Source organism: Marinobacter sp. LV10R510-11A (assembly GCF_900215155.1).
Classification (GTDB): Bacteria; Pseudomonadota; Gammaproteobacteria; order Pseudomonadales; family Oleiphilaceae; genus Marinobacter.
This window is the reverse complement of the sequence record NZ_LT907980.1, coordinates 396,793-421,971: the sequence shown is the minus strand read 5'-3', so window position 1 is coordinate 421,971 and position 25,179 is coordinate 396,793. Positions and strand designations below refer to the sequence as shown.

The window sequence follows — 25,179 nt, the reverse complement described above, 5'->3', positions numbered from 1 at the left end:
TGCTCCCCGGAAATTGCTCTGCGCTAATAACGATTGACCCAAACAAATCTGTTCGGATCAATCTTAGAATCGTTATTAAAACGATACGCGCATAGCTTTCCGCCGTTCTCGCCCGCCACACTATAATCTAAGCAGGCAATGTACTCAGTCAATGGCGCTGGCTCCCCTGTCCTCCAGTAATGGCCAACAAACACCGGCTTTTTCTCGTCGTAACCAGGAAGAATGTGCGCCTCCACAGGGTCGTGAGGGATCTTGTCAATCTCTGAGCCGGGCACCATGGCAAGAGCATGATAGGTCAGGTTCTCTGTTTGCCACCACCTGGTCCTGATTTCATGGCGAGGGTTCCCTTCTTTATCAAGGAAAAAGTGCGGTTTTGGCAGCAATATCTCCAGCCCTTTCAGCAAGGTTTCGATCATATCGTAGGCTTCACTGCCATCTCGACTGGCTTTTTCCCAAGAGTCCGACAACAATCGATTCTCTTTATCGATGTAACCACGAGCTTGCTCCAGATGCTCGGGAGACCAACAGGCGTGAACAACTCTGAGCTCTGGTAGGTCCAGAAATATTGGAAGAGTTTTAAACCACTCAACAAAATCCTCGTGAAGTTCACTGCCCTCAACTACCTGTTCCAGAAACTCCTTATGCTGGCGATGATTCTTGTCGGTATGAAGGCGTAAATATTTTTTCTGATTTTCTGGATTGGGAGTGTCCCCAGCAACGGCATTAAGTTCATGTTCGGGATCTTCAGTATCCCAACAATCGGCATCAAATTCATGATCGGGGTCTTCAGTAGCCCAGCAAACCGCATTGAATTCGTGGTTACCCATAACGGCCATTGCTTTGCCCTTATCGACCATCGCTTTGGCAATCTGAACCGTTTCAACCTGCTCCGGACCGCGGTCCACAAAATCACCCAGAAAAATCACCGTCCGCTCAGGATGCTGCCAAACGCCATCAATTTCTCGGTAATCCATTTTGGTGAGTAGCGCTTTCAACTCGGTGGCGTAGCCGTGAATATCGCCGATGATGTCATACATAGTGATTCCTCCATGAAGTGTCATTTTGTTAGTTAGCTGACTCTGCCAGCTCTTCGGCCAGATTGGTAATAGCGACAAGCGGACAGCTCAGGCTTATTTTTCGTTTATGAAAGGGCTTTATTCATGGCCTCAATTACTGGACTTCCCGCCCGGTTTCTCACCGGCCCCTCGTTTTTGGCAATAATTTCGCCGTCCGGTGCCAGCCAATAACTGCGATTGGGCGCATAAAAAAACCAGTACCGCTTGATCGTTCCCCAGATCAGCAATTCACCTTCCGTTTCTCGCATATGTTCCTGTACCAACTCTTGCGCTTGCACCAACTGCTGCTCAGGAGTGAGCCTTAAAAACCATTTTGGGAACCCTAGATAGCGCCTGCTTTCAAGAGCCGCCAACACAAACACACGCTGGTCTTCACGTTTAAAATCGGTATCTACCCACAGATAAGGCTTGAATGAAGCGCGGTCATCGTCGGTTTGGCGTTTGATACGAGCGATATTGGCGTCACATTCATCCAAAGGCAGCTCCAGTGCCCGGCACAGCTCATGAACAAATTCATGGCTCTGGTATCGCAGATCATAACCGCCAACATCCAGCCCCAAGGTTGGGCTGTTCAACACTTTTTGTAGGCGTTCGAGATTGGTTGCTGACGGTTTGTGGTATCCCATTTTTTTGAGAATGGCTTCGCGAGACCATTCTGACTCGTTAACCTGCACAATCAGGTCTGCTCTGAAGTTGTCGATCATGGCGCGCCCGCCTGCTCCAGCCACACAATTGTCGGCTCAACGATCGACTCACTTTTTGGCATGTCTTCGCCGTCGTAAAACCATTCGTTGATGGCTCCGGCCAGAGCGTCTTTCAGGGTTGATCCGGCCTCAAGGCACTGCGCTACATCTACGGCTACACGGTCGTATTCGTCGAAACAGTCATTTTCCTTGCAACAGGTGTTCATCGGATCGTTTTCAAACAAGGCTCTAGAGATTTGATCGGTGGTTAGCTGCATGTTCATTCTGCCCTCCTTTGTTGAATTCATCTTAAACCGGATATGCGACACATGGGGTCGCATCGGTCGGCCTGCTGGTGCTAGTCTGGCAATAGAATGTAAAGACAGGGAGAAAAAGTATTAACCGCGTAGAAAAAGAAATGGCCAAGAAACGTGCCGAAGCAGCCAAGTGTTAACACCGGAGTAATACTGACCCAAAACGGTCAAATTCCACTGTTGTTGACAGTTCCAGCAGGCCGAGATGAACCGGCAGGGATTTAAGCCTCCTTCGCATGGCCGTGAATATCACCAATCAGGTCGTACATCGATACCACATCCTTCTTCGATTACTGTTGGGCTTCGCGAGCGGCAGATGAAATTACATCCAACTCTTGGCTTCCAATGGCTTGGTTGGGAACAGGTCCCTCGCGCTTACCCATCACCTCACCATTGCGAGCTAACAGATAGGCGGCGTCTTTTTTGTAATAAAACGAATACTGCTCGATCCCACCCCAAATCCCAAGATCTCCGCCAGTTTCATAAACATGTTCACGAACCATACACTGGGCGCGACCCAGTTGTCTGTCGAGGGTCAGGCGCCAAAACCCTTTTGGAAAGTGCAGGTATCGCTGGTGCTCACAGACCGCCAGCGCAAATAGCGGCTGGTTTTTACGTTTGAATCCCGTATCTACCCAGAGGTAAGGCTGAAAGGCCGCCTTCTCTTCCGCGAGCCGCTTTTTCACGCGGGTTATGCGCTGGTCCGTCAACGCCATATCCATGCCGACCAATGTGCACATGGCTCTCAAAAAACCTTCGCTGCTAAACTTGAAGTCGAATCCAGCGTCATTTAAGCCAAACTCGGGGCTGTCCAATACATGCTGCAGGCGCTCGAGGTTTGCGGAGGTCCGCTTCTGATAACCCATGGCCTTAAGGAGTTCTTCTTGAGGAACAGCGGCCACGCGGATAACCAGATCGGTTTTGAAGTTATCAATCATAAGTTCCCTCCTGTTTGATATGATAACTATGCCACACGAATGCGACGGAACGTGTCGCATCGTGCGACTATAGTTCAGATTCTACAGATTTGAATTTCGATACCCGCAAAGAAAGGAACGCTCTGCCGATGCCCTACCCCATTGAAGACAAGCTCGTTATTGCGGTTGCCTCCAGCGCTCTGTTTGATCTGTCTGGGTCTGACCGTGTATTCCGGGAACAGGGTGAGCAGGCCTATCGGAAGTATCAGGAAGCTCACCTGAATGAGCCCTTGCGCAAGGGCGTTGCCTTCCCGTTCGTAAAGCGTTTTTTGAGCGTGAATCAGAAGTTTCCGGAGCAGTGCCCGGTAGAAGTGGTGTTGCTATCCCGAAACTCGGTAATTACCGGTAAGCGGGTGTTTCACTCTATTCACCACCACGGCTTGGACATTACTCGCGCGGCCTTTCTGGAGGGCAAATCGCCCTATGCCTACATTCCGGCGTTCAATGCTTCGCTTTTTTTGTCTGCCAATGCTGCTGATGTGTCGCAAGCAATAGACTATGGCCACCCGGCTGGTACTGTGCTGCCGAGCCAGGTAGTGGATGATGAAGGTGATGCAGAGCTGCGCATTGCGTTCGATTTTGATGGTGTGATTGCAGATGATGCCTCTGAGCAGGTATACAAAGCCGGCTCGCTGGAGGACTTTCAGGAGCACGAGACGTCCCGTTCTCAGGTTCCCCACAGCCCCGGCCCACTTGCGGGTTTGTTTCGCAAGCTGTCACACCTGCAAAAGCTTGAAGACAAAGCTGTAACGGACGATCCCGATTATCTGCGGGTATTGCGAATCGCCATTGTGACGGCCCGCAATGCGCCGTCCCACGAACGAGTGATTACAACGCTGGAACACTGGGGCGTGGACGCCAATGAGGTTTTCTTCCTAGGCGGGATGAAGAAAGACCGAATTCTGAACGTGCTTAAGCCTCACATGTTCTTTGATGATCAACGATCACACTTGGAATCCGATGCGGGGGATATTCCGATGGTGCATATTCCGTTTGGGGTGGCGAACTTGCGAAATCGGAAAGATAATCATGACTGAGCTTCTCGATTTTTTACGTAGAGAAAAAATATCAATAAAGCGTTAATATAACCCATATAATCAATCGCCCTTCACTATCTTGGGAGCGAATAGTATGCGTATACAAGAATTGATTGACGAAGCAAGCGCACTACCCGTCGACGATCGAACACTGGTTGTGGAATCACTTTTGAAAAGCCTCAATCCAATCGAAGCCGCCATTGATGAACAATGGGCGGAGGTAGCCCAAAACCGACTGGCGGAACTGGAGTCTGGCCAAGTGCAAGCGGTGCCAGGCGAAGAAGTTTTCAGAAAGATTCGGAGCAGGCTGAACAAGTAATGGACTACACTTTCCACCCCGCAGCGGAAGCGGAACTGAATGACGCAATTGACTATTATGAATCAATTCAACCTAGCCTTGGCATTGATCTGGCACAAGAAGTTCAACAAGCGATAGCCAGAGCCCTCAAATTCCCCCAAGCTTGGAGTTTCATTCGCAAGCCTGTGCGACGCTCCCTCGTTAAACGATTTCCATACGGCATTCTTTACGTCTAACGGGTCAATGGCATTTTCATTCTTGCAGTTATGAACCTTCGCCGCGAACCAGATTATTGGGCATGGCGGCAGTAACCGTAGATGCCCGTCATTAACGTGGTTTCGAGAGGTTATGGGCGCCATAGACACGAATTCTGACAGCCATAGTAGTGGTAAAACAGGCTCTTAAACTTCGCGGCAAGCTACGCTCATTCTACCTTTCGGGGTTCCAGTGCTTTATACCGTTCCGCTAACTCAGCGCGAATCTCACGACGTTGCTGGCCGTTAGTGAAGCGTCTGATTTCATCATCCGTGCCTGGCTCTAGTTTGGGTACCTTTATTGCTGCCCCAGTCTCATCCACCGCCACCATCGTAAAAAAGCAACTATTGGTGTGTCTGACCAGACTTTCACTGATGTTTTCTGTGATCACTTTGATGCCCACCTCCATTGAGGTGTTTCCGGTGTAGTTTACACTGGCCAGAAATGTGACCAGCTCCCCCACATGAACAGGCTGCCGAAAAGTCACCTGGTCAACAGACAGGGTAACGACATAGTTGCCTGCATAACGGCTGGCACAGGCATAGGCCACTTCATCAAGGTATTTAAGCAGGGTGCCACCGTGCACATTGCCAGAAAAATTGGCCTTATCCGGTGTCATCAAAACCGTCATGGTGAGTGTTGAAGATCCGAGTGACATAACGCTCTCTTAGTTAAGAAACCTCTGAACAAGCCCAGCGTAAACGTCGCTGTGACAACACTGCCTGAGTCACGCCCGATACGATGATCAAAGCACTCCCGCACAGTTGCAACGTGTTCAAGCTTTGATTGAACAGAACCCACCCCAGTGCGACAACGGTAATAGGCTCCAGATAAGCCAGGGTGCCAAAGGTCGCTGCCGGGAGTGCCTTCAGCGCCACCACTGCAAACATAATTGCCAGGAATCCCGGAACGACACCTGCGGCAATCAGCCAGCCCCACTGCCCCGCATCGATGCTGTCACCTTGTTGCAGCATAAAAGGCAACATGCACAGGGCTCCAGCCAGCATTTGAAAGCCACCACGAGTCAGCACATGTACCCGTTCGTGAATTAATCGATTGGTAAGAATAAAAGCTGCGTAACACAACATGGCACACAGTGCGTAAAAGAGACCAACCGCTTCTTCCTTTCGCCCTGAGAGATTAACGTTGAACTCCATCATCATAGCAAAGCCAAACAGCGCCACGCCTATCAAGGCAGTGCTGGTTCCCGACAACCGCTCACCCATAAAAAAGTGTGCAACAGTGGCCGCTGTTACGGAGGCCAGATACACCAACATTACAGCGTTCGCCATGCTGGTATAATTCATAGCCATAACATAAAAGACCACAAAGCCTGCGAGGAACGCGCCTGTTACCAAGACCTTAATGCCTGGCCATGTGAACACTTTATCTTTCTGGCCGGTAACCAGAAGGAAACAACCCATTAAAACGGCGCCAATAAACAGACGATAAAACGTAACCGTTTCGGCGCTCACACACATCGGCATAAATAGAAATCGCACCAATTGTGCCCATGAAAACGGCAGAAAGAACGGCCGCCAGTATGTGTGGGTTCATTCGATCAAGAATCCTTTAAGGTCTGGGAAAGGTGTGAATAATCGCCATTTTTGTCTTTGTCGGCCTAAAGAAGCAAACGTCTCTTCCCAATAAACCAAAGAAACCGCTTTCCTGATAGAATCAGTGATTCAAACGGGCACAACCGAGCAATAAATGATCAATAAGGCACCTTCAGAAATACACTCGACACCGTCCAAAGCTCCTAAAAACACTCGCCAGGAGCCATCCCGGCGCTTCTGCGTGGCTCCAATGATGGATTGGACAACCCCGCACTATCGCTATCTCGCTCGCCTGCTAAGCAAGCACACGCTGCTCTACACCGAGATGATTACCACCGGTGCGCTGATTCACGGGGATACTGAGCGGTTTTTGCGCCACAACTCTGCCGAGTACCCGCTGGCGCTTCAGCTTGGGGGCAGTGATGCTGGTGAGCTGGCGCATTGCGCAAGGCTGGCTGAGCAGTTTGGTTTCAGTGAGGTAAACCTTAACATTGGCTGCCCCAGCGACCGGGTGCAGAACAATATGATTGGCGCCTGCCTGATGGAGCACCCCGATAAGGTGGCTGAGGGCGTTCGCGCGATGATTGAGGCCACCAGCCTTCCAGTTACGGTTAAGCACCGCATAGGTATTAATGGTCGGGAGTCTTGGGAGGATTTGTGTGAATTTGTGGATAAAGTAAGCGCGGCTGGGTGCCGGACGTTTATTGTGCATGCTCGCATTGCCGTTCTTGAAGGCCTGAGCCCTAAGGAAAACCGGGATGTTCCGCCGTTAAAGTACAATTGGGTGTACCACCTTAAGCAGAAGTACCCGCACCTTGAGATCATTATCAACGGCGGCATAAAAACCTTTGCGGAGTGTCATGAGCACTTAGAGCATACAGATGGCGTGATGCTGGGTCGCGAGGCTTATCACAACCCTTGGCTTTTGGCGGGCGTGGATTCGGAATTCTTTGGTCAGGAAGCTCCTCTTACCTCACGTTATGAAGCGCTGGAATCTATGTACCCGTTTATCCAGAGCGAACTGGAACGCGGCGTGTTCCTCGCCCACATATCCCGGCACTTGCTTGGGCTGTTCCACGGCATGCCCGGTGGCCGGCTGTTTCGCCGCTATATTAGTGAAAATGCTCATAAATCGGGGGCTGGCTTGGAGGTGATTCAAACAGCACTTGAGAAGGTTCGTGAGCAGGAGCAGTCTGCACTTGCTCGCACGGCCGCCTACGCTTAACGGCTCTTTAATCGCTCGCCAATCGCTAGGTTAACGCTCTATTGCCAAAACCTTACTTTTTGCTGTCTTGTTCCTGCCTGTGCAGCCCGTTATTGTAGAGGTACAACCCGCATCCGGGAGTAGGATGTGCTGATAACAATATCAACTGGGACGACAGTACGAATGACCAACAAGCTTGACCAACTCAAAACCATGACCACGGTAGTGGCGGATACCGGCGATATCGATGCTATCGCCCAGTGGCGCCCGCAGGATGCGACAACCAACCCGTCGCTATTGCTGAAAGCTGCGGCTTCTGAGGCCTATCGGCCCATGCTAGAGAAAGCGGTTGCCCTAGCCAAAAGACAAGGCGGTTCGAACGCCGAGCGGTTAACCATGGCAACCGATATGTTGGCGGTTTTGGCGGGTCAAGAAATACTCAATCTGATACCTGGTGTGGTTTCCACAGAAGTGGATGCGCGATTGTCGTTCGATACTGAGGCCACTCTCAAGCGGGCACGTCGCCTGCTAGCGCTCTACGATCAGCAAGGCGTGGACACCAGCCGTGTTCTGATCAAGATCGCCTCTACTTGGGAGGGCATACGTGCCGCCGAGATCCTTGAGCAAGAAGGCATACATTGCAACCTCACGCTTCTGTTCTCTTTCGTTCAGGCGGCCGCCTGCGCTCAGGCCGGTGCCTTTCTAATCTCGCCGTTCGTAGGGCGCATTCTAGACTGGCACCTTGCCAGCAGTGGTCGTGAATGCTATCCCGCAGCGGAAGATCCCGGTGTGCTGTCGGTTGCCCGCATTTACAACTACTACAAAGCCAATGGCTTAAATACGGTGGTTATGGGTGCGAGCTTCCGCAATATCGGGGAAATCGAAATGCTGGCAGGTTGCGACAGGCTCACCATCAGCCCGGCGCTACTGCAGGAATTGAAAGACGATAACGGAAGCCTGAAACAACAACTCTCGTCGACCGGCGCCACGTCCACGGACGGCTTCGAAACGCTGGATGAAAAGCGGTTTCGTTGGGAGTCCAACGAAGATGCTATGGCTACGGAAAAGCTGGCAGACGGCATTCGCCGGTTCACCGCAGACCAGATTGAACTGGAGCATCAAGTTCGGCAACTGGTCAGCTAAGCGGCCTGATTTTCAACGTACGTTTAATGCACTTTCAATACACCCTAATGACCGTATCAAATTATGATTGAAAGCCTGAAAACACTGTTTAGCGCCCCCGAAACGGAGCATCGTAAACCCGATGATCGCCAGCTTGCGATCGCTGCAACCGCGTTGATGGTTCAGCTTTCGCGGGTGGATAACGATCAAGATGAGCGCGAGCTGCAAGCCATAGTAAACTGTGCGGTAAAAGCACATCAGGTAACTCGGGAAGAAGCAGAAGACATCCTCAAAAGTGCGTTGGCTCAAGCAGAGGATGCCACCTCACTCTATGAATTCACCGAGCAAATCAACGAATCCCTAGATCAAGAAGGTAAGCAGGTACTGCTAGAATGCATCTGGCATGTTGCTCTTGCAGATGACCGCATCGATAAATACGAAGAACACCTTATTCGCCGTATCGCCGATTTGCTGCATCTTAATCATCGGGAATTTATGCAGGCACGTCACAAAGCCGAGAGCACACGCTCTTAGCCTGCACATAGCTAAGGAGACAGCATGCTAGCCATTCTTCACCCCAACACTCCGCTGGACAGCGAAGCTTATCGCCAGACGATGCACTACCTGGAAAACCTACCAGGTGTCACTGTGCGGGTACACGAGATTCAGGGTGCCAGCCAGCGTCTGACCGAGCTATACCTGTTGGGCGATACCAAACCGCTTCTCAAGGAAGAGATTGAAGCTCTGCCCGCTGTCGAGCGTGCTATCCGCATATCCGAGGACTACCGGATTCTGGGGCGCCACAAGGATGACGACCGGCAAACGGGTTTCAGCTATAACGGTGTGGACTTCAACCAGTCCAACCTCAATGTTTTCGCCGGGCTTTGTGCGGTCGATGTTCCCGAGCATGTTGAAATGATGCTGAAGGCTCTGGAGGACAACGGCCAAGTGTGCACGCGTATGGGCGCCTACAAGCCGCGCACCAATCCCTATTCGTTTCAGGGGCATGGCAAGGGCTGCCTGCCATGGGTATTTGAAAAAGCCGGTAAACACGGCATCAAAGTGGTTGCCATGGAAATTACCCATGAAAGCCACATTGAAGAAATCGATAATTGCCTGGAAAAACTTGGGCGGCCCACCGGCGTTATGCTTCAGGTGGGCACCCGGAACACCCAGAACTTTGAGCTTCTGAAAGCCATCGGCCGACAAAGCACCTACCCGGTACTACTAAAGCGCGGGTTCGGCATTACTCTGAACGAATCCCTGAATGCGGCGGAGTATCTGGCCAGCGAAGGCAACGCAAACGTGATCTTCTGCCTACGTGGCATGAAAACCGAAGCCGGCCAGCCGCACCGCAACATGGTGGACTTTGCCCACGTACCGGCCGTTAAACGGCTAACTCGCATGCCTGTCTGCATCGACCCCTCGCACTCAGTAGGCACCCGTGAGAAGGCGCCAGATGGCATTCTGGATGTGATGCATGCCACCGCTCAAGGCGTGATCGCCGGGGCCAACATGGTGCTGGTGGACTTCCACCCGAAGCCCGAGAAAGCACTTGTAGACGGGCCTCAGGCGCTGCTTATGAACGAGCTGCCAGCCTATCTGGAAGACATCCAACTGTGCCACGACACGTGGACTAAACGCCAGGCCATTTACCAACGTTTAAAAGGTGAAACACCGGAATGATCGTCTACGGACACCGAGGCGCTAAAGGAGAAGCCCCAGAAAACACTCTGTCCGGATTCAGGCACGCCTACCGGCAGGGTGTTCGGTATTTTGAGCTGGATATCGTGCTGTCAAAAGATGGTAAGCCCGTTGTGATACACGATCTCACCACAGACCGCACAACCGGCCAGAAAGGCAATGTGGACCAGTATACGGCGGCCGAGCTTGGCCAAATGGACGCTCGCCGCAATACCAGCCCATGGCCGAATAAAGCCGGCATTCCGGAGCTGGAACAACTGCTCGATCAGTTTGATGAGGTTGAGCATTTTCAGTTTGAGGTGAAAAAGGATTCACGCGCTAGGCTGAATATTCTCGGCAACCGGTTAACAGAAATCATCCAAAGCCGAAATCTGTATCAAACAGCAGCGATTACGTCGGCAGACACGTGGTTTTTGAAAGAAATGCACCGAAGAAATAAGCGTATTCGCACCGGGCTGGTATCAGAGCGGCGCTTCCCTCGGCCCATGGGGCTTGCAACACGTTTGGGCTGCAAGTATCTGTGCATTAACTGGAAGATGTGTTCGACAGAACTTGTGGAAAATGCTCATCGCAAGGGTATGCACGTTTCCTGCTGGACCGTTAACCGCATCCAGGACATGCTTCGTCTTGAAGCTATGGGCGTAGACAGCATTATCACCGACTACCCCACAAGTACGCAGATGTTCTTTGACAACCGCGCAAGCTCGTCGCTAACGCTGCCTGATCGCCAGGAAAGCATGGCGGCGGGTAATGAAGCCTTACCCGCCAACTAAGTCTTAACCAATCAAAAAAAGTCTTAACCAATCAAAAAAGCCTGAACCGGTCAGAAGATCCGGTTCAAGCCGTTCAACGCGGCTACCCGATAAGCTTCCGCCATGGTCGGGTAGTTAAAGGTTGTACTGATGAAGTAGTTCAGCGAGTTAGCCTCACCCTCTTGGTTCATGATGGCCTGCCCGATATGGACGATCTCAGCTGCTTGGTCTCCAAAGCAGTGAATGCCCAGAATTTGCCGAGTCTCACGGTGGAACAGAATTTTCAGCATGCCGACATCCTCGCCGGTGATCTGTGCCCGGGCAAGATCCTTGAAAAAGGCCTGCCCGACTTCATAGGGCACTTTAGCAGCGGTTAGCTCACGCTCAGTTTTCCCTACGGAACTGATCTCGGGAATCGTATAAATGCCTGTCGGGACATCTGATACAAACCGGAAGTGATCATCTTTAACAATGTCCGAAGACACAGAGCGGCCTTGATCATAAGCGGCACTCGCCAAGCTCGGCCACCCGATCACGTCACCGGCGGCGTATATGTGCTCTACCTGTGTGCGGTAATGGTCGTCAATCGATAACTGGCCTCGGCCATTCGGTGTCAGGCCGATGTTCTCAAGCCCCAGGCTGTCGGTGTTGCCACTGCGGCCATTACACCAGAGGAACGCATCCCCGCGGATTTTTTTGCCTGACTGCAAGGAGAGAACAACGCCATGCTCATCTCCGTCTACAGACTCATACTGCTCGTTGTGTCGCACCAGCACGCCGTTGTTGCGCAGGTGATAGCTGAGCGCATCGGAGATCTCATCGTCAAGGAATGAGAGCAAGCGACTGCCTGGGTTGATCAGATCAACCTTCACGCCAAGGCCTGCAAAGATAGACGCGTATTCCGAACCAATAACGCCAGCACCGTAAATGATCAGCGTGCGCGGTGTGTGGGACAGGTCAAGAATGGTGTCTGAGTTATAAATACGGTGATGACGGAAATCCACATCAGGCGGCAGGTACGGGCGTGAACCTGTCGCGATCACTGCCTGTTTGAAGTGCAGTGTCTCGATGGACTTATTACCACGGACTTCAAGACGGTTCTCGTCTAGGAAAGATGCGCGCCCGTTGATCAAATCTACGCGGTTGCGGGCGTAGAACTGGGTTCTCAGCTTTACCTGTGTATCAATAACCTTCTGTGCGTTCTGCAGCACTCGGGGAAACGAAAACCAGCGAGGCTCGCCGATATCCCGGAACATCTGATTGGTATTGAACGTAATAATCTGTTTAACCGAGTGACGCAAAGCCTTAGAAGGAATCGTACCCCAGTGAGTGCAGTTTCCGCCCACGGTCGGTTTGTCTTCGATAATAGCAACACGCTTGCCGTGCTTCGTCGCATTCATTGCTGCACCTTCACCTGAAGGCCCAGAACCGATAACGACGACGTCGTAATGATGTTCCGCCATGCGCGCAGTGACTCCTTATCTACGTCGTGAAATTGTAATTATGATTATCTCAAACCCGGCCAGCGCTTAGTGGTTCTTGGCGCTCGCATCATAAGCCAGCCCCTTGGGCGCTTCTTCCGACGTCGTGCGCTGGTTTTCTTCGTCGCACTTTTGTGTGTTACCACCACAGATGTCGCACGAAGAGCTAATGCCCAGTGCGCCAATACCGCCACAAGTACCACTAATCGGCTTGCGACCAAAAATTACGCCGACAGACATACCTGCTATCAGCAAAACCACAATCATTAATACCAGAAGAAAGGTACCCATGTTGCCCTCCCCTTACTCAGTAACGTAGGACGAAAACGCCGGCGTTTGATGAGACTCAAACCCGTTTTCCGTCCGGATAATAAAATAGGCCGGAATGTTCTCCCGCGTTGCGAGCGCAATCGCCCGCTCATAACCCATTGCCGTAAAACCGGTCGCCAGTGCGTCAGCGCTCATGCTGTCATCTGCAATAACGGATACCGAAGCCAAATTATGCGCAATCGGTTCACCAGTTTCTGGGTCTATTGTATGTGAAAAACGGCGCCCTTCCGATTCGTAATAGTTACGATAGTCACCGGAGGTAGCCATGGCCCGGGACGGCAGAGTAACGATACGATTCACCGTATGTTCTCCGCCCTCTGCTGGCTGCTCAATGGCAAGTCTCCACACGCTGCCGTCGGGCTTCTTCCCCTGGGTGCGCACTTCGCCGCCTATTTCCACTAGGTAAGCCTTAACGCCCTCGCTATCGAGATACCGTGCCACCACATCCACACCGTAGCCTTTGGCGATGGCAGAAAGATCAATGTATTGAGGCAGTGCCGCTTTCACCGCAGGCGGATCGGCCCGTAGCCTAAGGTTTTCAAAACCCGTTGAAGCCAACGCCTGCGCGAGAGCTTTATCTGAAGGAACCTGGTCCGGCCGCGCGTCTGGGCCAAAGCCCCAAAGATTAACCACCGGCCCGATGGTTATATCAAACGCACCATCGGTTAGCCGTGATATCTGATCCGATCTGGCAAGCACTTCAAAAAGTGGATCGGATACGGGAATCCAGTCCGACTGATCTTCAAGGCGGTTTAGCTTCGACAGCTCAGAGTCTTCCCTCCAGGTCGACATAGACGCATCAACCCCATCAAGGGCTTCACCGATGCCTTCTGCCAGCGCCTCAATCCGCTCGCGGTCTTCCGGTAACACAACGCTGATGTGGTAACGGGTGCCGAACACAGGGCCTGAGACTTCCCAGATTTCTTCATCTGGCTGAAACGAGCAACCCGCCAGGGCCACCAGTGCCAGCATCATAACAATGCTGGCGCTGGCCACCCTGGCGGGTTGTAAAATACAAGATGTCATCTGAGCGGTTTAACCTCCGAAGTCATCCAGCATGATGTTCTCTTCTTCAACGCCCATATCTTTCAGCATCTTGATAACAGATGAGTTCATGATGGGAGGCCCACACATATAGTACTCACAATCTTCAGGCGCAGGATGATCCTTCAGGTATTTGTCGTAGAGTACGTTGTGGATAAACCCGGTCGGGCCGTCCCAGTTGTCCTCTGGCTGCGCATCCGAGAGCGCAACATGCCACTCAAAGTTTTCGTTCTCTTCTGCAAGCATGTCGAAGTCTTCCACGTAGAACATCTCGCGGACACTTCGGGCACCGTACCAGAAGGTAATCTTACGCTTCGAGTTCAAGCGCTTGAGCTGATCAAAGATATGGGAGCGCATGGGCGCCATGCCGGCACCGCCGCCGATAAACACCATTTCCGCTTCGGTCTTCTTGGCGAAGAACTCACCAAATGGCCCCATAACCGTAACCTTATCACCCGGCTTCAGGTTGAAGGTGTAGCTAGACATGATGCCCGGCACGTGATCAGTGCCCGGAGGCGGAGTCGCAATACGGATATTGAACTTGAGAACGCCCTTTTCTTCCGGATAGTTCGCCATGGAGTAGGCGCGGATGGTCTCTTCCTTGTTGATCGCCTTGAAGCGCCAGATGTCGAGCTTGTCCCAGTCACCGTGGAAATCCTTTCCAATATCAAAATCCTTAAAGTCGATTTCGTAAGGATCACACTCCAGCTGTACATAGCCGCCAGCGCGGAAGTCTACTTCCTCGCCTTCTGGCAGTGTCAGTATTAGCTCTTTGATAAAGGTAGCCACGTTGTGGTTGGAGGCAACTTCGCACTCCCACTTCTTAACACCGAAGAATTCCTCGGGCACTTCAATCTTCATGTCCTGTTTTACCGGAACCTGGCACGACAAGCGCCAGCCTTCCTTCTCTTCACGGTTGGTGAAGTGCGTTTTTTCCGTGGCCAGCATCGCGCCGCCGCCATCAAACACCTTACACTTGCACTGGGCGCAGGTACCGCCGCCGCCACAAGCAGACGACAGGAAGATACCACTGCCTGACAGTGTGCCCAGCAACTTGCCACCGGCTTCCGTTTTCACGGTATGTTCCGGATCGTCATTGATTTCGATGGTCACATCACCGGTGCTTACCAGTTTGGATCTCGCCGCGAGGATGATCGCCACAAGCGCCAGAACGATAACGGTGAACATGACCACGCCGAGTGTTATTTCTATAAACATGGTCTCGCCTTTTCGTTAAACCGAATCACCGGGTGAATTACAGGGAAATCCCTGAAAAAGACATAAAGCCAAGGGACATCAAACCGACTGTAATAAAGGTGATACCCAGGCCACGCAGCCCTTCTGGAACATCGCTGTACTTCAGTTTTTCACGGATACCGGCTAAAGCAATAATAGCCAAAGCCCAGCCCACACCTGCACCGAAACCATAAACCACACTTTCACTGAAGGTGTAGTCACGCTCCACCATGAACAGTGCGGCACCCATAATGGCGCAGTTCACCGTAATCAGGGGCAGGAAAACGCCCAGTGCGGAGTAAAGTGCGGGGATATATTTGTCCAGAATCATTTCCATAATCTGAACAATGGCTGCGATAACACCAATGTAGGTAATCAAGCCAAGGAAGCTAAGGTCTACATCAGGCAACCCTGCCCACGACAGTGCACCTTCACGCAGGATGTTGTTGTAGATCAGGTTGTTGACCGGCACGGTCAGCGTTAGAACAACAACAACAGCAATGCCAAGACCCGTAGCGGCTTCTATCTTCTTGGAAATAGCAAGAAACGTACACATACCCAAGAAGAACGCGAGCGCCATGTTCTCAATGAAGATTGCCTTGAGAAGCAGGCTAATATAATGCTCCATCAGAAGGCCTCCTTATGGGTATGGCGGGACATTTTGTAGTCCAGCTCTTCTACTTGCTCAGGCATCCACGTACGCAGGCCCCAAATCGCCAAACCAATAATGAAGAAGGCGCTCGGCGGCAGCAGAAGCAGGCCGTTGGTAATGTACCAGCCACCCTCGTTAACCGGAGTCAGCAGGGTTACACCGAATAGTGAACCGGCACCAAGAAGCTCGCGGAAAAATGCCACGAACAGCAGCATAATCGAGTAGCCCATACCGTTACCGATGCCATCCAAGAAACTCAGCCAAGGGCCGTTTTTCATGGCGAAGCCTTCGGCACGCCCCATAACAATACAGTTGGTGATGATCAGGCCAACGAATACCGACAGCTGTTTACTGATTTCGTAGGCATACGCCTTGAGTAACTGATCAACCACAATTACCAAGGACGCAATAATGGTCATCTGAACGATGATCCGGATGCTGGCCGGTATTTGGGTACGAACCAGCGATACAGCCAAGTTGGAAAATGCGGTAACCGCGATAACCGACAGACACATCACGATGGTGACGTTCATGCTGGTGGTTACGGCAAGCGCTGAACAGATACCAAGGATCTGCAGCCCGATTGGGTTGTTACTGAATATCGGTTCGAAAAGAACCTGTTTGGCGGTTATTTCGGCCATGATCAGACCTCCCCTTCGCGAAGTTTCTTGAGGAACGGCGCGTAACCCCGGTCACCCATCCAGTAATTGACCAAGTTCTGAACACCACGACTGGTCAGTGTGGCTCCGGAAAGCGCATCGACCTTATGCTCTTTGTCGGGAGTATTGGCGCCTACTCCACCCTTCATCAGGCGGATCTGCGGTTCAGTTTTATCCTCATCGTAAAGCGTCTTGCCAACCCACTGAGATTTCCACCGTGGATTATCCACTTCGCCGCCGAGGCCCGGTGTTTCTGCGTGCGCATAGAAACCCAGCCCTTCGATGGTGTTCAGGTCACTTTCTAGCGACATAAAGCCGTACAGGGTAGACCAGAGGCCATAACCATGAATAGGCAATACCACCCGTTTAACACTTCCGTTTTCGCTCAGAGTGTAAATTTTGGAGATGTTGGGCCGACGCTTGATGCCAGCCTTATCTGCAGTAGACAGAATTCTGGTAGACATCTCGGGATCCGAGGAGGCTTTGTACATGTCGTACTTCATCGGATCTTGTACACCCACGAAAGACGGTTCCACGTAGTCACCGGTTTCCAAGTCTACCAAGCGCACTTCGAACTGCTCAAAGATGCTCTCGATTTCCTCGGCGCCCGCGCCATTGGGCAACATGCCTGAGGCAGACAGAATATTGGTTTTGATGTCCAGATTCTGGTTCTTGATCTGGGCCGGGCGAAGTACGACCGCAGCGGTTGATACCACTACGGAGAACACGATACTCAGTACCAGAGCAACAAGCAGCGTTCTTGGGACAGTTTCTTTACCCTTAGCCACGAGCGAGCCTCCGTTTAACGTTTGCCTGAACCACGTAGTGATCCATAAGCGGCGCAAAAAGGTTAGCGAACAGGATCGCCAGCATGATGCCTTCTGGGAATGCGGGGTTAACAACCCGGATCAGAATGGTCATTACACCCACCAGAATACCGAAGCACCAACGACCCGTGTTGGTCATTGACGCTGAAACTGGGTCGGTAGCCATGAACATCATACCGAAGGCAAAGCCACCTATAACCAGATGCCAATGGGCTGGAACGGAAAACATCGGGTTGGTTTCAGAACCAACAACGTTCATCAGAACCGCCGTGGCGATCATGCCGATCAGCACACCACCTACAATCCGGTAACTGGCGATTCGCATACCTACCAGTATCAGGCCGCCAATCATGACAGCCACCGTGGAGGTTTCGCCCATGGAACCCTGAACAGAACCCATAAATGCGTTCATCCAGCCGATTCCCTCTTCCAGCGCCTCAAGGCCACCGCTCGCTGCCATGCTTAGGGCGGTTGCGCCACTGAAGCCGTCAACTGCGGTCCAAACTGCATCGCCGGAGATCTGTGCCGGATAGGCAAAGTACAGGAATGCACGCCCGGTTAATGCTGGGTTCAGGAAGTTTTTGCCGGTACCACCAAAGACTTCTTTACCGATTACCACACCAAATGTGATACCCAGTGCCACCTGCCAAAGAGGAATGGTTGGCGGGCAAATCAGTGCGAACAGGATAGACGTTACAAAGAAGCCTTCGTTCACTTCGTGACGACGCACGGTCGCGAACATGACTTCCCAGAAACCACCAACCACGAAAGTAACGACGTAAACGGGAACAAAGTAAGCCATCCCGTAAACAAAGTTATCCCAGATACCCGCTCCGGCTCCGGTCACGGCAAGTGCCTGAATGAAGGCTGTGCGCAGGCCACCGTCTGCAATCAACGCGTCCGGGTTGGTCGCCAGAAAGCTGTTGGCCTGAAAGCCAATGTTCCACATACCAAAGAACATCGCCGGAAAAGCACACAACCACACCGAAATCATAATGCGCTTGAGATCAATGCCATCACGCACGTGGGAGGTTGTAGCGGTTACCGAACTGGGCGTGAAGAACATGGTGTCGGCGGCTTCATACAGCGCATACCAGCGCTCGTACTTGCCACCTTTTTCAAAATGATGCTCGATTCCATCGAGAAACTGTCGGATAGCCATTCGTATTAGCCCTCGATCTCGATTCGGGTCAGGTTCTCGCGGAGAATCGGACCGTATTCATATTTACCCGGGCACACGAAGGTGCACAGCGCCAGATCTTCTTCATCCAGCTCCAGAGCTCCGAGTTTCTGAGCCATTTCTGTGTCACCCACAATTAGGGCACGCAGTAACTGGGTCGGGAGGATGTCCAGAGGCATAACTTGCTCGTACGAACCAACCGGCACCATGGCTCTCTCGCTGCCATTGGTGATGGTGGTGAAGTTGAACAGTTTGCCGCTGGTAAGCTTGGACAGGTAGATATTCAGAACCGAGAACTTGTTGATCCCTGGCGTTAGGTAGCCTAGGAACTCACGCTTACTGCCCTCTTCCAAAACCGAAACCTGATTGGCAAAACGGCCAAGATAAGCGCAGGGGCCATCGCCCCGACGACCACCGAATACCGAGCCGGAAACAGTTCGCACATCGCAGTCTGTGGCCACTTCGCCATCCAGAAGCTCAGATAGACTAGCGCCCAAACGGGTACGAACCAATCGTGGTTTCAGCACCTTGGGGCCGCCCAGCGCAATTATACGCCCAACTTGCAGTTCGCCGGTTGTAAACAGCTGCCCAATATCGATCACGTCCTGGTAATTAATCGTCCAGACAGACTTGGAGGCAGAAACCGGATCAAGATAATGGATATGAGTCCCAACGTTTCCGGCGGGATGCAAGCCATCAAATTGTTGAACTTCGATATTATCGGCCTTGGGAACGGACACGTTAGACCCGGGCCGACCGGTTACAAACACCTTGCCTGAGGTAAGCCGGCCAAGAATGGTCAGGCCGCTCTCAAATGCTGCCGCGTTCTCAGCGATCACCGCAGTGGGATCAGCTGCCAACGGGTTGGTGTCCATAACAGACACAAAAATAGAGTGCGGAGCGGTATCGATTGCCGGCACCTTGCTGTAAGGACGCGTTTTAAGCGCCGCCCACAGGCCAGACTCAACCAGGTTATCGACTACCTGTTGGCGCTCCAGCCCGGCAAGTTCCGAGTCACTAAAGCGGGCAAAGGTCTCAGCATCGTCGCCATCTATTTCGATGACAATAGACTGGAACACTCGACGCTCACCACGATTAAGCTCTTTAACCACACCAGCGGCAGGTGATGTATAACGAACGCCCTCGGTCTTCTTGTCCGTGAACAGCAGCGTACCGCGCTTAACACGGTCTCCTTCTTTCACAGCCATCGTCGGCTTCATGCCGATGTAGTCGAAACCAATTAACGCCACGTGGCGAACTGGTTTGCCGTCTGAAATGGTCTGTTCGGGAGCGCCGCTGATGGGAAGATCCAGGCCTTTTTTGATCTTAATCATTAGCCTCATCCAATCATCAGAAACTATTCTATGGATTAGTAGTGCCTGACCCCTGCGGCCCAGAAACAGTTGAGTAACGGGGAGACAGACATACCCAAAATCTTGCCAATTATAGAGTTTAAGGCAAGCTATTTCCACCTGAAACGAGAACAGGTTTGTACCGGAACGTAAAGCCGAAACAACATACCATCATTAACAAAAACCCGGCGACTTTCGGCGCCGGGTTTTTGGAGAAAACAGCGCCAACGCAAGCGCACTACCGTCAGTCGCGTGCGCGCTTCGGGAAGATGGGGTAATCGATACCGGCCATCTGACTTACTACACGGATCACCTGGGCGCTGTAGCCAAACTCGTTGTCGTACCAGACATAGAGAATCAAGCGCTTGCCCCCGGCAATCGTCGCCTGAGCATCAACAATGCCAGCATGGCGTGAGCCTACAAAGTCTGAAGATACAACTTCTGGAGAGTTCACAAAATCGATCTGCTTCTGCAGTTCGGAGTGCAAAGCCATCTCGCGCAGATAGTTATTTACACCTTCGACATCCACCTCTTTCTTCAAATTGAGGTTCAGGATGGCCATGGAAACGTTCGGTGTTGGCACCCGAATGGCGTTACCGGTCAGTTTGCCTGCCAGCTCCGGCAGAGCTTTGGATACCGCTTTTGCCGCGCCTGTCTCGGTAATTACCATGTTCAGCGCAGCACTCCGGCCACGACGGCTACCTTTATGGTAGTTATCGATCAGGTTCTGGTCGTTGGTGTAGGAGTGAACCGTTTCAACGTGCCCGTCTACGATGCCGTACTCATCATAAATCGCTTTCAACACCGGCGTAATGGCGTTGGTCGTACAGGAGGCAGCCGACAGAATTTTGTCTTCGTCGGTGATAGAGTCGTTATTAATGCCGTAAACGATGTTCTTGATATCGCCTTTGCCCGGTGCCGTCAGCATAACCCGGCTTACGCCCTTGGATTTCAGGTGCAGACCCAGACCTTCTTCGTCACGCCACTTACCGGTGTTATCAATAACGATGGCGTTTTTGATGCCATACTGGGTGTAGTCCACTTTATCCGGGCCATCAGAGTAGATCACTTTGATGAAGTTGCCGTTGGCAATCAGCGCGGATTCTTTCTCATCTACGCGAATGGTGCCATCAAAGGGGCCGTGTACCGAATCGCGGCGCAAAAGGCTGGCACGCTTCTCCAGATCGTTGTCTGCGCCACCCTGGCGCACCACAATGGCTCGCAGGCGAAGGTTGTTACCACCCCCAGCTTTTTCGATCAAAATGCGGGCAAGTAAGCGGCCGATGCGACCGAAGCCGTAAAGCACGACATCTTTGGTGCCGTTATTGGCGTCTTCTTCTGACTGTAAGGGATACTGACCAATCACCGGGCCGATTTCTTTTTTAAGAAACTCGGCCAGATCATCGCTTTGTGCCTTAAATTTCACCGCCAACTTACCAATATCGACGTGCGCACGCCCGAGCTCCATCTGATCCATGGCCTGCAGAATTGGCAAGGTATCGTTCACGGACAGCTCACTGTCCTCTACCTGACGCACAAACCTGTGGGCGCGGATAATATCGATAACCGATTGGTTGATAATGGCGCGACCGTATACGGAGGTAACAACGTTGTTTTTCCGATAAAGACGGCCAATCAGCGGAATCATAGCCTCCGCTGTAGATTCTCTGTCCATCCAGTTGGACAGGCACTGGTTCATCTGTTCGTGGCTCACGGTAGAGACCCCTGTTTCGCACGTGGAATAATTAAGGACGGGCATTATCCAACTTAAACCGGCTAACGGCAAATACGAACTGACACGGACATCGTAGGTTTATCGCCATGACACCGCCATCTGCGGGCGTTAGAATAGCCGCCATATTGGCTCCCCCACACCCAAAGCAGGAGAACACGACTGCCCATGAATCAAGGTGCCCCTACTTCCGCTTCACTGCAAACACTGATTGCGCCGGCATTCCCTGCGAAACCCGCCGATCACCGCACCTGGGGGCAGTTACATGGCAGCAGCGATGCCCTGGCCATTTGCGAGAGCGCCCGGGCGCATAAGGGGCTAACCCTGGTGATTACTCGCAGCACGGCTGAGGCGATTCGCCTGGAGCAATCCATGCGTTTTTTCCTGGGGTTACCGCCAGAGGAAGATGGAGCCACCGTGACAGAGGGCGGTTTGGAGCTGCTGTCGCTGCCAGACTGGGAAACCCTGCCCTACGATCTATTTTCCCCACACCAGGATATTACCTCCCGGCGCATCCGCACCTTACACCGGCTGCCTGGCATTGCGCATGGCGTTATTGTGGTGCCCGCGCGAACTCTGATGCACCGGCTGCCGCCGGTCGGTTATCTTCAGGGCAATACGTTGTTGCTTGAAACCGGCCAATCTCTGGATATCGAAAACTGGCGCATGCAGCTGACAACGGCCGGCTACCGGCACGCCGAAAACGTATACGAGCATGGTGAGTACGCGGTTCGCGGCTCGATACTCGACATATTCCCCATGGGCTCCAACCTGCCCTACCGAATTGATCTGTTTGATAACGAGGTAGAAACCCTTCGAACGTTCGACCCTGAAACACAACGTTCCATCGATCGGATTGAGCGCATCGAACTCCTACCCGCTTACGAATTCCCATGGCACAAGGAGGCTCGCTCTGGCTTCCGGAATCGTTGGTTCGAGCAATTTCCAAACGCCAACAAGGATTCAACTGTTTATCAGGATGTCAGCCACGGCATTACGCCACCGGGTATTGAATATTACCTGCCATTGTTTTTCGAAGAGACGGCTACGCTTTTCGACTATCTGCCTGGAACGACGCACGTTTTTACCGCTGAGGGCCTGAACGAGGCGGTCACGTTGTTCGACGCTGAAACCCGAAATCGTTACGAAGACCGGCGTCACGACCTACACCGGCCCATACTTCCGCCCGCCAGTTTGTTTTTGCAGCAAGATGAATTGTTTGGCTACCTCAAGGCCTTTCCCCGGGTAACCACAACACCGGAAACGGCAGAAGGCGGTGGCGCTGTAAATTGCACCAGCGACGCACTTCCGGATATTGCCATCAACGCTCGGGCCGCGGATCCTGCGGGCCACCTGAAGCGTTTTATAAAGAACTTTGCTGGGCGGGTGCTGATTTGTGCAGAGTCTTCAGGCCGCCGAGAAGCTCTGATTGAAAACCTGGGCGAGCACCAGCTGCGACTTAAGGGTTGCGACAACTGGCGGGACTTTCTGGCTGATGAAAGTTGCACGCTGGGCATCACCATCGCACCCATGGAACAGGGGCTGGTGCTGCCTGAGCACAACATTGCTCTGATAACCGAAACAGCTCTTTTTGGCGAACGTGTATTGCAGCGCCGCCGACGCGAAAAGCCTACTGAAATCAATGATGACGGCTATCGAGACCTGTCTGAGTTGCGAACTGGCTCACCTGTGGTGCACATAGATCACGGCGTTGGGCGCTACCTGGGCCTGGAAACCATTACGGTTGAAGGGGAAGCCAGTGAGTTCCTGATGCTCGAATACGCCGGCGGATCAAAACTGTATGTGCCGGTATCCAGCCTGCACCTGATTTCTCGTTATGCCGGCGCAGATACAGAATACGCGCCCCTACACAAGCTAGGCACGGAACGCTGGAGCAACGCCAAGCAAAAAGCGCTAGAAAAGATCCGCGATACCGCCGCAGAGCTTCTGGATGTATACGCTCGCCGGGAAGCCCGAAAAGGTTTCGCGTTTGAGGATCCCAAAGAAGCCTACCGAGCGTTTGCATCTGGATTCCCATTCGAGGAAACGCCTGATCAAGAGATTGCGATCGAGGCTGTTTTTGAGGACATGACCAACGAAAAACCCATGGACAGGCTGGTGTGTGGTGATGTTGGCTTTGGTAAAACCGAAGTTGCTATGCGCGCAGCCTTTCTAGCCACCTGGTCTGGGAAGCAGGTCGCCGTGCTGGTGCCCACAACACTATTGGCCCAGCAACATTTCGACTCCTTCCGGGATCGCTTCTCGGATACACCGGTTAACATCGAGCTGTTGAGCCGCTTTCGCAGTACAAGCCAAACCAACAAAGCCTTGGAAGCCATTGAAGGCGGCAGAGCCGATATCGTCATAGGCACTCACAAGCTCTTGCAGGGCGACGTTCGGTTTAAAAACTTGGGACTGGTGATCATTGATGAGGAGCACCGGTTCGGCGTGGGGCAGAAGGAAAAACTCAAAGCTCTGCGCGCTGAAGTGGATATGCTTAACCTCACGGCAACGCCGATTCCCAGAACCCTCAACATGGCTATGGGTCACCTCAGAGACCTTTCTATCATCGCCACACCCCCTGCCCGACGGCTTTCGGTGAAAACCTTTGTGCGTCAAAGGGACGATGCAATGGTAAAAGAAGCGGTCCTGCGTGAGGTTCTGCGGGGTGGTCAGGTCTACGTTCTACACAACGATGTGGCAAGCATCGAAAAAACCGCCAAGGATTTGCGAGAGCTTGTCCCAGAAGCCCGTGTGGGCGTAGCCCACGGCCAAATACGGGAGAGGAAGCTTGAGCAGATTATGTCGGATTTTTACCACAAGCGCTTCAACGTCCTGGTGTGCACCACCATCATCGAAACCGGTATCGACATCCCCAGCGCCAACACCATTATTATCGAGCGGGCAGATAAGTTCGGCTTGGCCCAGCTGCACCAACTCCGTGGCCGGGTTGGTCGCTCACACCATCAGGCTTATGCGTATTTGCTTACACCGCCACCGAAAGCCATCTCGGCAGATGCCAAAAAAAGGCTCGAGGCGATTTCTGAAGCCCAAGATTTGGGGGCGGGTTTTATGCTCGCAACTCAAGACATGGAGATTCGTGGTGCGGGCGAATTGCTGGGTGACGAACAAAGCGGGCAAATCGAGAGCATCGGCTTCACCCTGTACATGCAATTGCTAGACGAAGCTGTAAAAGCCATTCGCGACGGCCGCACACCCAACGCACAACTGCCTTTAAGCCACGGCACGGAAATGAACCTGCGCATACCGGCGCTGATCCCGGAAGACTATCTGCCAGATGTTCATAACCGCTTAATGCTCTATAAGCGCATTGCCAGTGTGAGCGACCGTAGCGCATTAAAAGAGCTTCAGGTTGAGATGATTGATCGCTTCGGATTATTACCAGAACCGGCAAAAAATCTTGTGCGGCAAACTGAGCTTCGGCTCCAGGCGGAAGCTCTGGGCATAGTGAAAGTAGACGCGGGCAAAGAGTGGGCTCGCCTTGAATTTGGCAGCTCCACACCCGTCGACCCGCTGGTTTTGGTTAAAAAAATGCAATCTGCACCGGACACTTACCGCCTTGAGGGCGGCAACAGCTTCCGTTTTCGGCTGAAGGACACCTCAACCAATGGTAAGCTCGACGGTATTTCCGGAATGCTGGACGAACTTGTACCCGCGCAGGGCGCAGCCACTGCCTAAAACGGCCTG

25 protein-coding genes are annotated in these 25,179 nt (G+C 52.5%); 9 read left to right on the top strand and 16 right to left on the bottom strand.

The features are described 5' to 3' along the window. Window positions 1–23: 23 nt before the first annotated feature. The 4 genes from CPH80_RS02130 to CPH80_RS02115 form a co-directional block, all read right to left on the bottom strand. A complete protein-coding gene (locus tag CPH80_RS02130; RefSeq protein WP_096275401.1) occupies window positions 24–1,037 on the bottom strand; it encodes a metallophosphoesterase in 1,014 nt (337 codons plus the stop codon). A 104-nt stretch (window positions 1,038–1,141) separates the two neighbouring features. After that, complete coding sequence (locus CPH80_RS02125) at window positions 1,142–1,780, bottom strand: hypothetical protein (RefSeq protein WP_096275400.1); 639 nt, start codon at window positions 1,778–1,780, stop codon at window positions 1,142–1,144. Continuing rightward, window positions 1,777–2,043 (bottom strand): hypothetical protein, encoded by a 267-nt coding sequence (locus CPH80_RS02120; protein ID WP_096275399.1) that lies wholly within the window; start codon window positions 2,041–2,043, stop codon window positions 1,777–1,779. Before CPH80_RS02120 ends, CPH80_RS02125 begins: the two co-directional genes overlap by 4 nt. 320 nt (window positions 2,044–2,363) lie before the next feature. Next, on the bottom strand, window positions 2,364–3,011 hold the full coding sequence (locus CPH80_RS02115) for a hypothetical protein (RefSeq protein WP_096275397.1): 648 nt from the start codon (window positions 3,009–3,011) through the stop codon (window positions 2,364–2,366). 128 nt (window positions 3,012–3,139) lie between these two features. Here CPH80_RS02115 and CPH80_RS02110 point away from each other — a divergent pair, with 128 nt between their 5' ends. From CPH80_RS02110 to CPH80_RS02100, 3 genes are all read left to right on the top strand, one after another. After that, a complete protein-coding gene (locus tag CPH80_RS02110) occupies window positions 3,140–4,087 on the top strand; it encodes a 5'-nucleotidase (protein WP_096275394.1) in 948 nt (315 codons plus the stop codon). Between the two features lie 94 nt (window positions 4,088–4,181). Continuing rightward, a complete protein-coding gene (locus CPH80_RS02105; protein ID WP_096275392.1) occupies window positions 4,182–4,406 on the top strand; it encodes an addiction module protein in 225 nt (74 codons plus the stop codon). Further along, window positions 4,406–4,621 (top strand): type II toxin-antitoxin system RelE/ParE family toxin, encoded by a 216-nt coding sequence (locus tag CPH80_RS02100; protein WP_197703595.1) that lies wholly within the window; start codon window positions 4,406–4,408, stop codon window positions 4,619–4,621. Before CPH80_RS02105 ends, CPH80_RS02100 begins: the two co-directional genes overlap by 1 nt. 188 nt (window positions 4,622–4,809) lie before the next feature. On the opposite strand, the gene CPH80_RS02095 is transcribed toward CPH80_RS02100, so the two are convergent. Both CPH80_RS02095 and CPH80_RS02090 read right to left on the bottom strand, forming a co-directional pair. Next, window positions 4,810–5,298: an acyl-CoA thioesterase gene (locus CPH80_RS02095; protein WP_096275390.1), complete on the bottom strand. Its 489-nt coding sequence runs from the start codon at window positions 5,296–5,298 to the stop codon at window positions 4,810–4,812. A gap of 13 nt (window positions 5,299–5,311) precedes the next feature. Then, entirely contained in the window at window positions 5,312–6,115 is an 804-nt protein-coding gene (locus CPH80_RS02090; RefSeq protein WP_197703594.1) for a DMT family transporter, read from the bottom strand. Between the two features lie 235 nt (window positions 6,116–6,350). Here CPH80_RS02090 and dusA point away from each other — a divergent pair, with 235 nt between their 5' ends. The 5 genes from dusA (at window position 6,351) to CPH80_RS02065 (ending at window position 10,999) form a co-directional block, all read left to right on the top strand. Next, on the top strand, window positions 6,351–7,421 hold the full coding sequence (gene dusA, locus CPH80_RS02085) for a tRNA dihydrouridine(20/20a) synthase DusA (RefSeq protein WP_096275389.1): 1,071 nt from the start codon (window positions 6,351–6,353) through the stop codon (window positions 7,419–7,421). 162 nt (window positions 7,422–7,583) lie between these two features. Further along, window positions 7,584–8,543, top strand: coding sequence for a transaldolase (gene tal, locus CPH80_RS02080; RefSeq protein ID WP_096275387.1), 960 nt, complete (start codon window positions 7,584–7,586; stop codon window positions 8,541–8,543). Between the two features lie 63 nt (window positions 8,544–8,606). Then, window positions 8,607–9,056 carry a TerB family tellurite resistance protein gene (locus CPH80_RS02075; RefSeq protein ID WP_096275386.1) on the top strand — a complete coding sequence of 150 codons (450 nt, stop codon included), beginning with the start codon at window positions 8,607–8,609 and terminating at the stop codon, window positions 9,054–9,056. Window positions 9,057–9,080: 24 nt separating this feature from the next. Then, window positions 9,081–10,208: a 3-deoxy-7-phosphoheptulonate synthase gene (locus CPH80_RS02070; protein ID WP_096275384.1), complete on the top strand. Its 1,128-nt coding sequence runs from the start codon at window positions 9,081–9,083 to the stop codon at window positions 10,206–10,208. Beyond that, complete coding sequence (locus CPH80_RS02065) at window positions 10,205–10,999, top strand: glycerophosphodiester phosphodiesterase (protein ID WP_096275383.1); 795 nt, start codon at window positions 10,205–10,207, stop codon at window positions 10,997–10,999. The genes CPH80_RS02070 and CPH80_RS02065 overlap by 4 nt, the downstream gene beginning before the upstream one ends. Before the next feature lie 50 nt (window positions 11,000–11,049). On the opposite strand, the gene sthA is transcribed toward CPH80_RS02065, so the two are convergent. From sthA to CPH80_RS02015, 10 genes are all read right to left on the bottom strand, one after another. Beyond that, on the bottom strand, window positions 11,050–12,441 hold the full coding sequence (gene sthA / locus CPH80_RS02060; RefSeq protein WP_096275382.1) for a Si-specific NAD(P)(+) transhydrogenase: 1,392 nt from the start codon (window positions 12,439–12,441) through the stop codon (window positions 11,050–11,052). Between the two features lie 66 nt (window positions 12,442–12,507). Next, window positions 12,508–12,750 carry a (Na+)-NQR maturation NqrM gene (nqrM, locus tag CPH80_RS02055; protein WP_096275381.1) on the bottom strand — a complete coding sequence of 81 codons (243 nt, stop codon included), beginning with the start codon at window positions 12,748–12,750 and terminating at the stop codon, window positions 12,508–12,510. Between the two features lie 12 nt (window positions 12,751–12,762). Further along, on the bottom strand, window positions 12,763–13,815 hold the full coding sequence (locus tag CPH80_RS02050; RefSeq protein ID WP_096275380.1) for an FAD:protein FMN transferase: 1,053 nt from the start codon (window positions 13,813–13,815) through the stop codon (window positions 12,763–12,765). A gap of 9 nt (window positions 13,816–13,824) precedes the next feature. After that, on the bottom strand, window positions 13,825–15,051 hold the full coding sequence (gene nqrF, locus CPH80_RS02045) for an NADH:ubiquinone reductase (Na(+)-transporting) subunit F (protein ID WP_096275379.1): 1,227 nt from the start codon (window positions 15,049–15,051) through the stop codon (window positions 13,825–13,827). A gap of 37 nt (window positions 15,052–15,088) precedes the next feature. Beyond that, window positions 15,089–15,697: an NADH:ubiquinone reductase (Na(+)-transporting) subunit E gene (gene nqrE, locus CPH80_RS02040; protein ID WP_072796844.1), complete on the bottom strand. Its 609-nt coding sequence runs from the start codon at window positions 15,695–15,697 to the stop codon at window positions 15,089–15,091. Continuing rightward, complete coding sequence (locus CPH80_RS02035) at window positions 15,697–16,362, bottom strand: NADH:ubiquinone reductase (Na(+)-transporting) subunit D (protein ID WP_096275378.1); 666 nt, start codon at window positions 16,360–16,362, stop codon at window positions 15,697–15,699. Before CPH80_RS02035 ends, nqrE begins: the two co-directional genes overlap by 1 nt. Window positions 16,363–16,364: 2 nt before the next feature. Next, complete coding sequence (locus CPH80_RS02030) at window positions 16,365–17,168, bottom strand: Na(+)-translocating NADH-quinone reductase subunit C (RefSeq protein ID WP_096275377.1); 804 nt, start codon at window positions 17,166–17,168, stop codon at window positions 16,365–16,367. Next, window positions 17,161–18,369, bottom strand: a complete 1,209-nt coding sequence (locus tag CPH80_RS02025; protein WP_096275376.1) for an NADH:ubiquinone reductase (Na(+)-transporting) subunit B — start codon at window positions 18,367–18,369, stop codon at window positions 17,161–17,163. The genes CPH80_RS02030 and CPH80_RS02025 overlap by 8 nt, the downstream gene beginning before the upstream one ends. Before the next feature lie 5 nt (window positions 18,370–18,374). Next, window positions 18,375–19,721, bottom strand: a complete 1,347-nt coding sequence (locus CPH80_RS02020) for a Na(+)-translocating NADH-quinone reductase subunit A (protein ID WP_096275375.1) — start codon at window positions 19,719–19,721, stop codon at window positions 18,375–18,377. Window positions 19,722–19,983: 262 nt separating this feature from the next. Then, a complete protein-coding gene (locus tag CPH80_RS02015) occupies window positions 19,984–21,498 on the bottom strand; it encodes a glyceraldehyde-3-phosphate dehydrogenase (RefSeq protein WP_172898578.1) in 1,515 nt (504 codons plus the stop codon). Window positions 21,499–21,639: 141 nt separating this feature from the next. Between CPH80_RS02015 and mfd the strand changes: the two genes are divergently transcribed. Beyond that, window positions 21,640–25,170 carry a transcription-repair coupling factor gene (gene mfd, locus CPH80_RS02010; protein ID WP_096275373.1) on the top strand — a complete coding sequence of 1,177 codons (3,531 nt, stop codon included), beginning with the start codon at window positions 21,640–21,642 and terminating at the stop codon, window positions 25,168–25,170. Window positions 25,171–25,179: the final 9 nt, after the last annotated feature.

Excerpts from the sequence above, each read along its gene's own strand:
- dusA (WP_096275389.1), top strand. The coding sequence starts at position 6,351 with ATGATCAATAAGGCACCTTCAGAAATACACTCGACACCGTCCAAAGCT.
- CPH80_RS02110 (WP_096275394.1), top strand. The coding sequence starts at position 3,140 with ATGCCCTACCCCATTGAAGACAAGCTCGTTATTGCGGTTGCCTCCAGC.
- sthA (WP_096275382.1), bottom strand. The coding sequence starts at position 12,441 with ATGGCGGAACATCATTACGACGTCGTCGTTATCGGTTCTGGGCCTTCA.
- CPH80_RS02105 (WP_096275392.1), top strand. The coding sequence starts at position 4,182 with ATGCGTATACAAGAATTGATTGACGAAGCAAGCGCACTACCCGTCGAC.
- nqrF (WP_096275379.1), bottom strand. The coding sequence starts at position 15,051 with ATGTTTATAGAAATAACACTCGGCGTGGTCATGTTCACCGTTATCGTT.
- CPH80_RS02075 (WP_096275386.1), top strand. The coding sequence starts at position 8,607 with ATGATTGAAAGCCTGAAAACACTGTTTAGCGCCCCCGAAACGGAGCAT.
- CPH80_RS02020 (WP_096275375.1), bottom strand. The coding sequence starts at position 19,721 with ATGATTAAGATCAAAAAAGGCCTGGATCTTCCCATCAGCGGCGCTCCC.
- CPH80_RS02015 (WP_172898578.1), bottom strand. The coding sequence starts at position 21,498 with ATGCCCGTCCTTAATTATTCCACGTGCGAAACAGGGGTCTCTACCGTG.
- nqrE (WP_072796844.1), bottom strand. The coding sequence starts at position 15,697 with ATGGAGCATTATATTAGCCTGCTTCTCAAGGCAATCTTCATTGAGAAC.
- CPH80_RS02095 (WP_096275390.1), bottom strand. The coding sequence starts at position 5,298 with ATGTCACTCGGATCTTCAACACTCACCATGACGGTTTTGATGACACCG.
- tal (WP_096275387.1), top strand. The coding sequence starts at position 7,584 with ATGACCAACAAGCTTGACCAACTCAAAACCATGACCACGGTAGTGGCG.
- CPH80_RS02050 (WP_096275380.1), bottom strand. The coding sequence starts at position 13,815 with ATGACATCTTGTATTTTACAACCCGCCAGGGTGGCCAGCGCCAGCATT.
- CPH80_RS02070 (WP_096275384.1), top strand. The coding sequence starts at position 9,081 with ATGCTAGCCATTCTTCACCCCAACACTCCGCTGGACAGCGAAGCTTAT.
- CPH80_RS02065 (WP_096275383.1), top strand. The coding sequence starts at position 10,205 with ATGATCGTCTACGGACACCGAGGCGCTAAAGGAGAAGCCCCAGAAAAC.
- CPH80_RS02025 (WP_096275376.1), bottom strand. The coding sequence starts at position 18,369 with ATGGCTATCCGACAGTTTCTCGATGGAATCGAGCATCATTTTGAAAAA.
- CPH80_RS02125 (WP_096275400.1), bottom strand. The coding sequence starts at position 1,780 with ATGATCGACAACTTCAGAGCAGACCTGATTGTGCAGGTTAACGAGTCA.
- CPH80_RS02100 (WP_197703595.1), top strand. The coding sequence starts at position 4,406 with ATGGACTACACTTTCCACCCCGCAGCGGAAGCGGAACTGAATGACGCA.
- CPH80_RS02130 (WP_096275401.1), bottom strand. The coding sequence starts at position 1,037 with ATGTATGACATCATCGGCGATATTCACGGCTACGCCACCGAGTTGAAA.
- CPH80_RS02115 (WP_096275397.1), bottom strand. The coding sequence starts at position 3,011 with ATGATTGATAACTTCAAAACCGATCTGGTTATCCGCGTGGCCGCTGTT.
- mfd (WP_096275373.1), top strand. The coding sequence starts at position 21,640 with ATGAATCAAGGTGCCCCTACTTCCGCTTCACTGCAAACACTGATTGCG.
- CPH80_RS02035 (WP_096275378.1), bottom strand. The coding sequence starts at position 16,362 with ATGGCCGAAATAACCGCCAAACAGGTTCTTTTCGAACCGATATTCAGT.
- nqrM (WP_096275381.1), bottom strand. The coding sequence starts at position 12,750 with ATGGGTACCTTTCTTCTGGTATTAATGATTGTGGTTTTGCTGATAGCA.
- CPH80_RS02120 (WP_096275399.1), bottom strand. The coding sequence starts at position 2,043 with ATGAACATGCAGCTAACCACCGATCAAATCTCTAGAGCCTTGTTTGAA.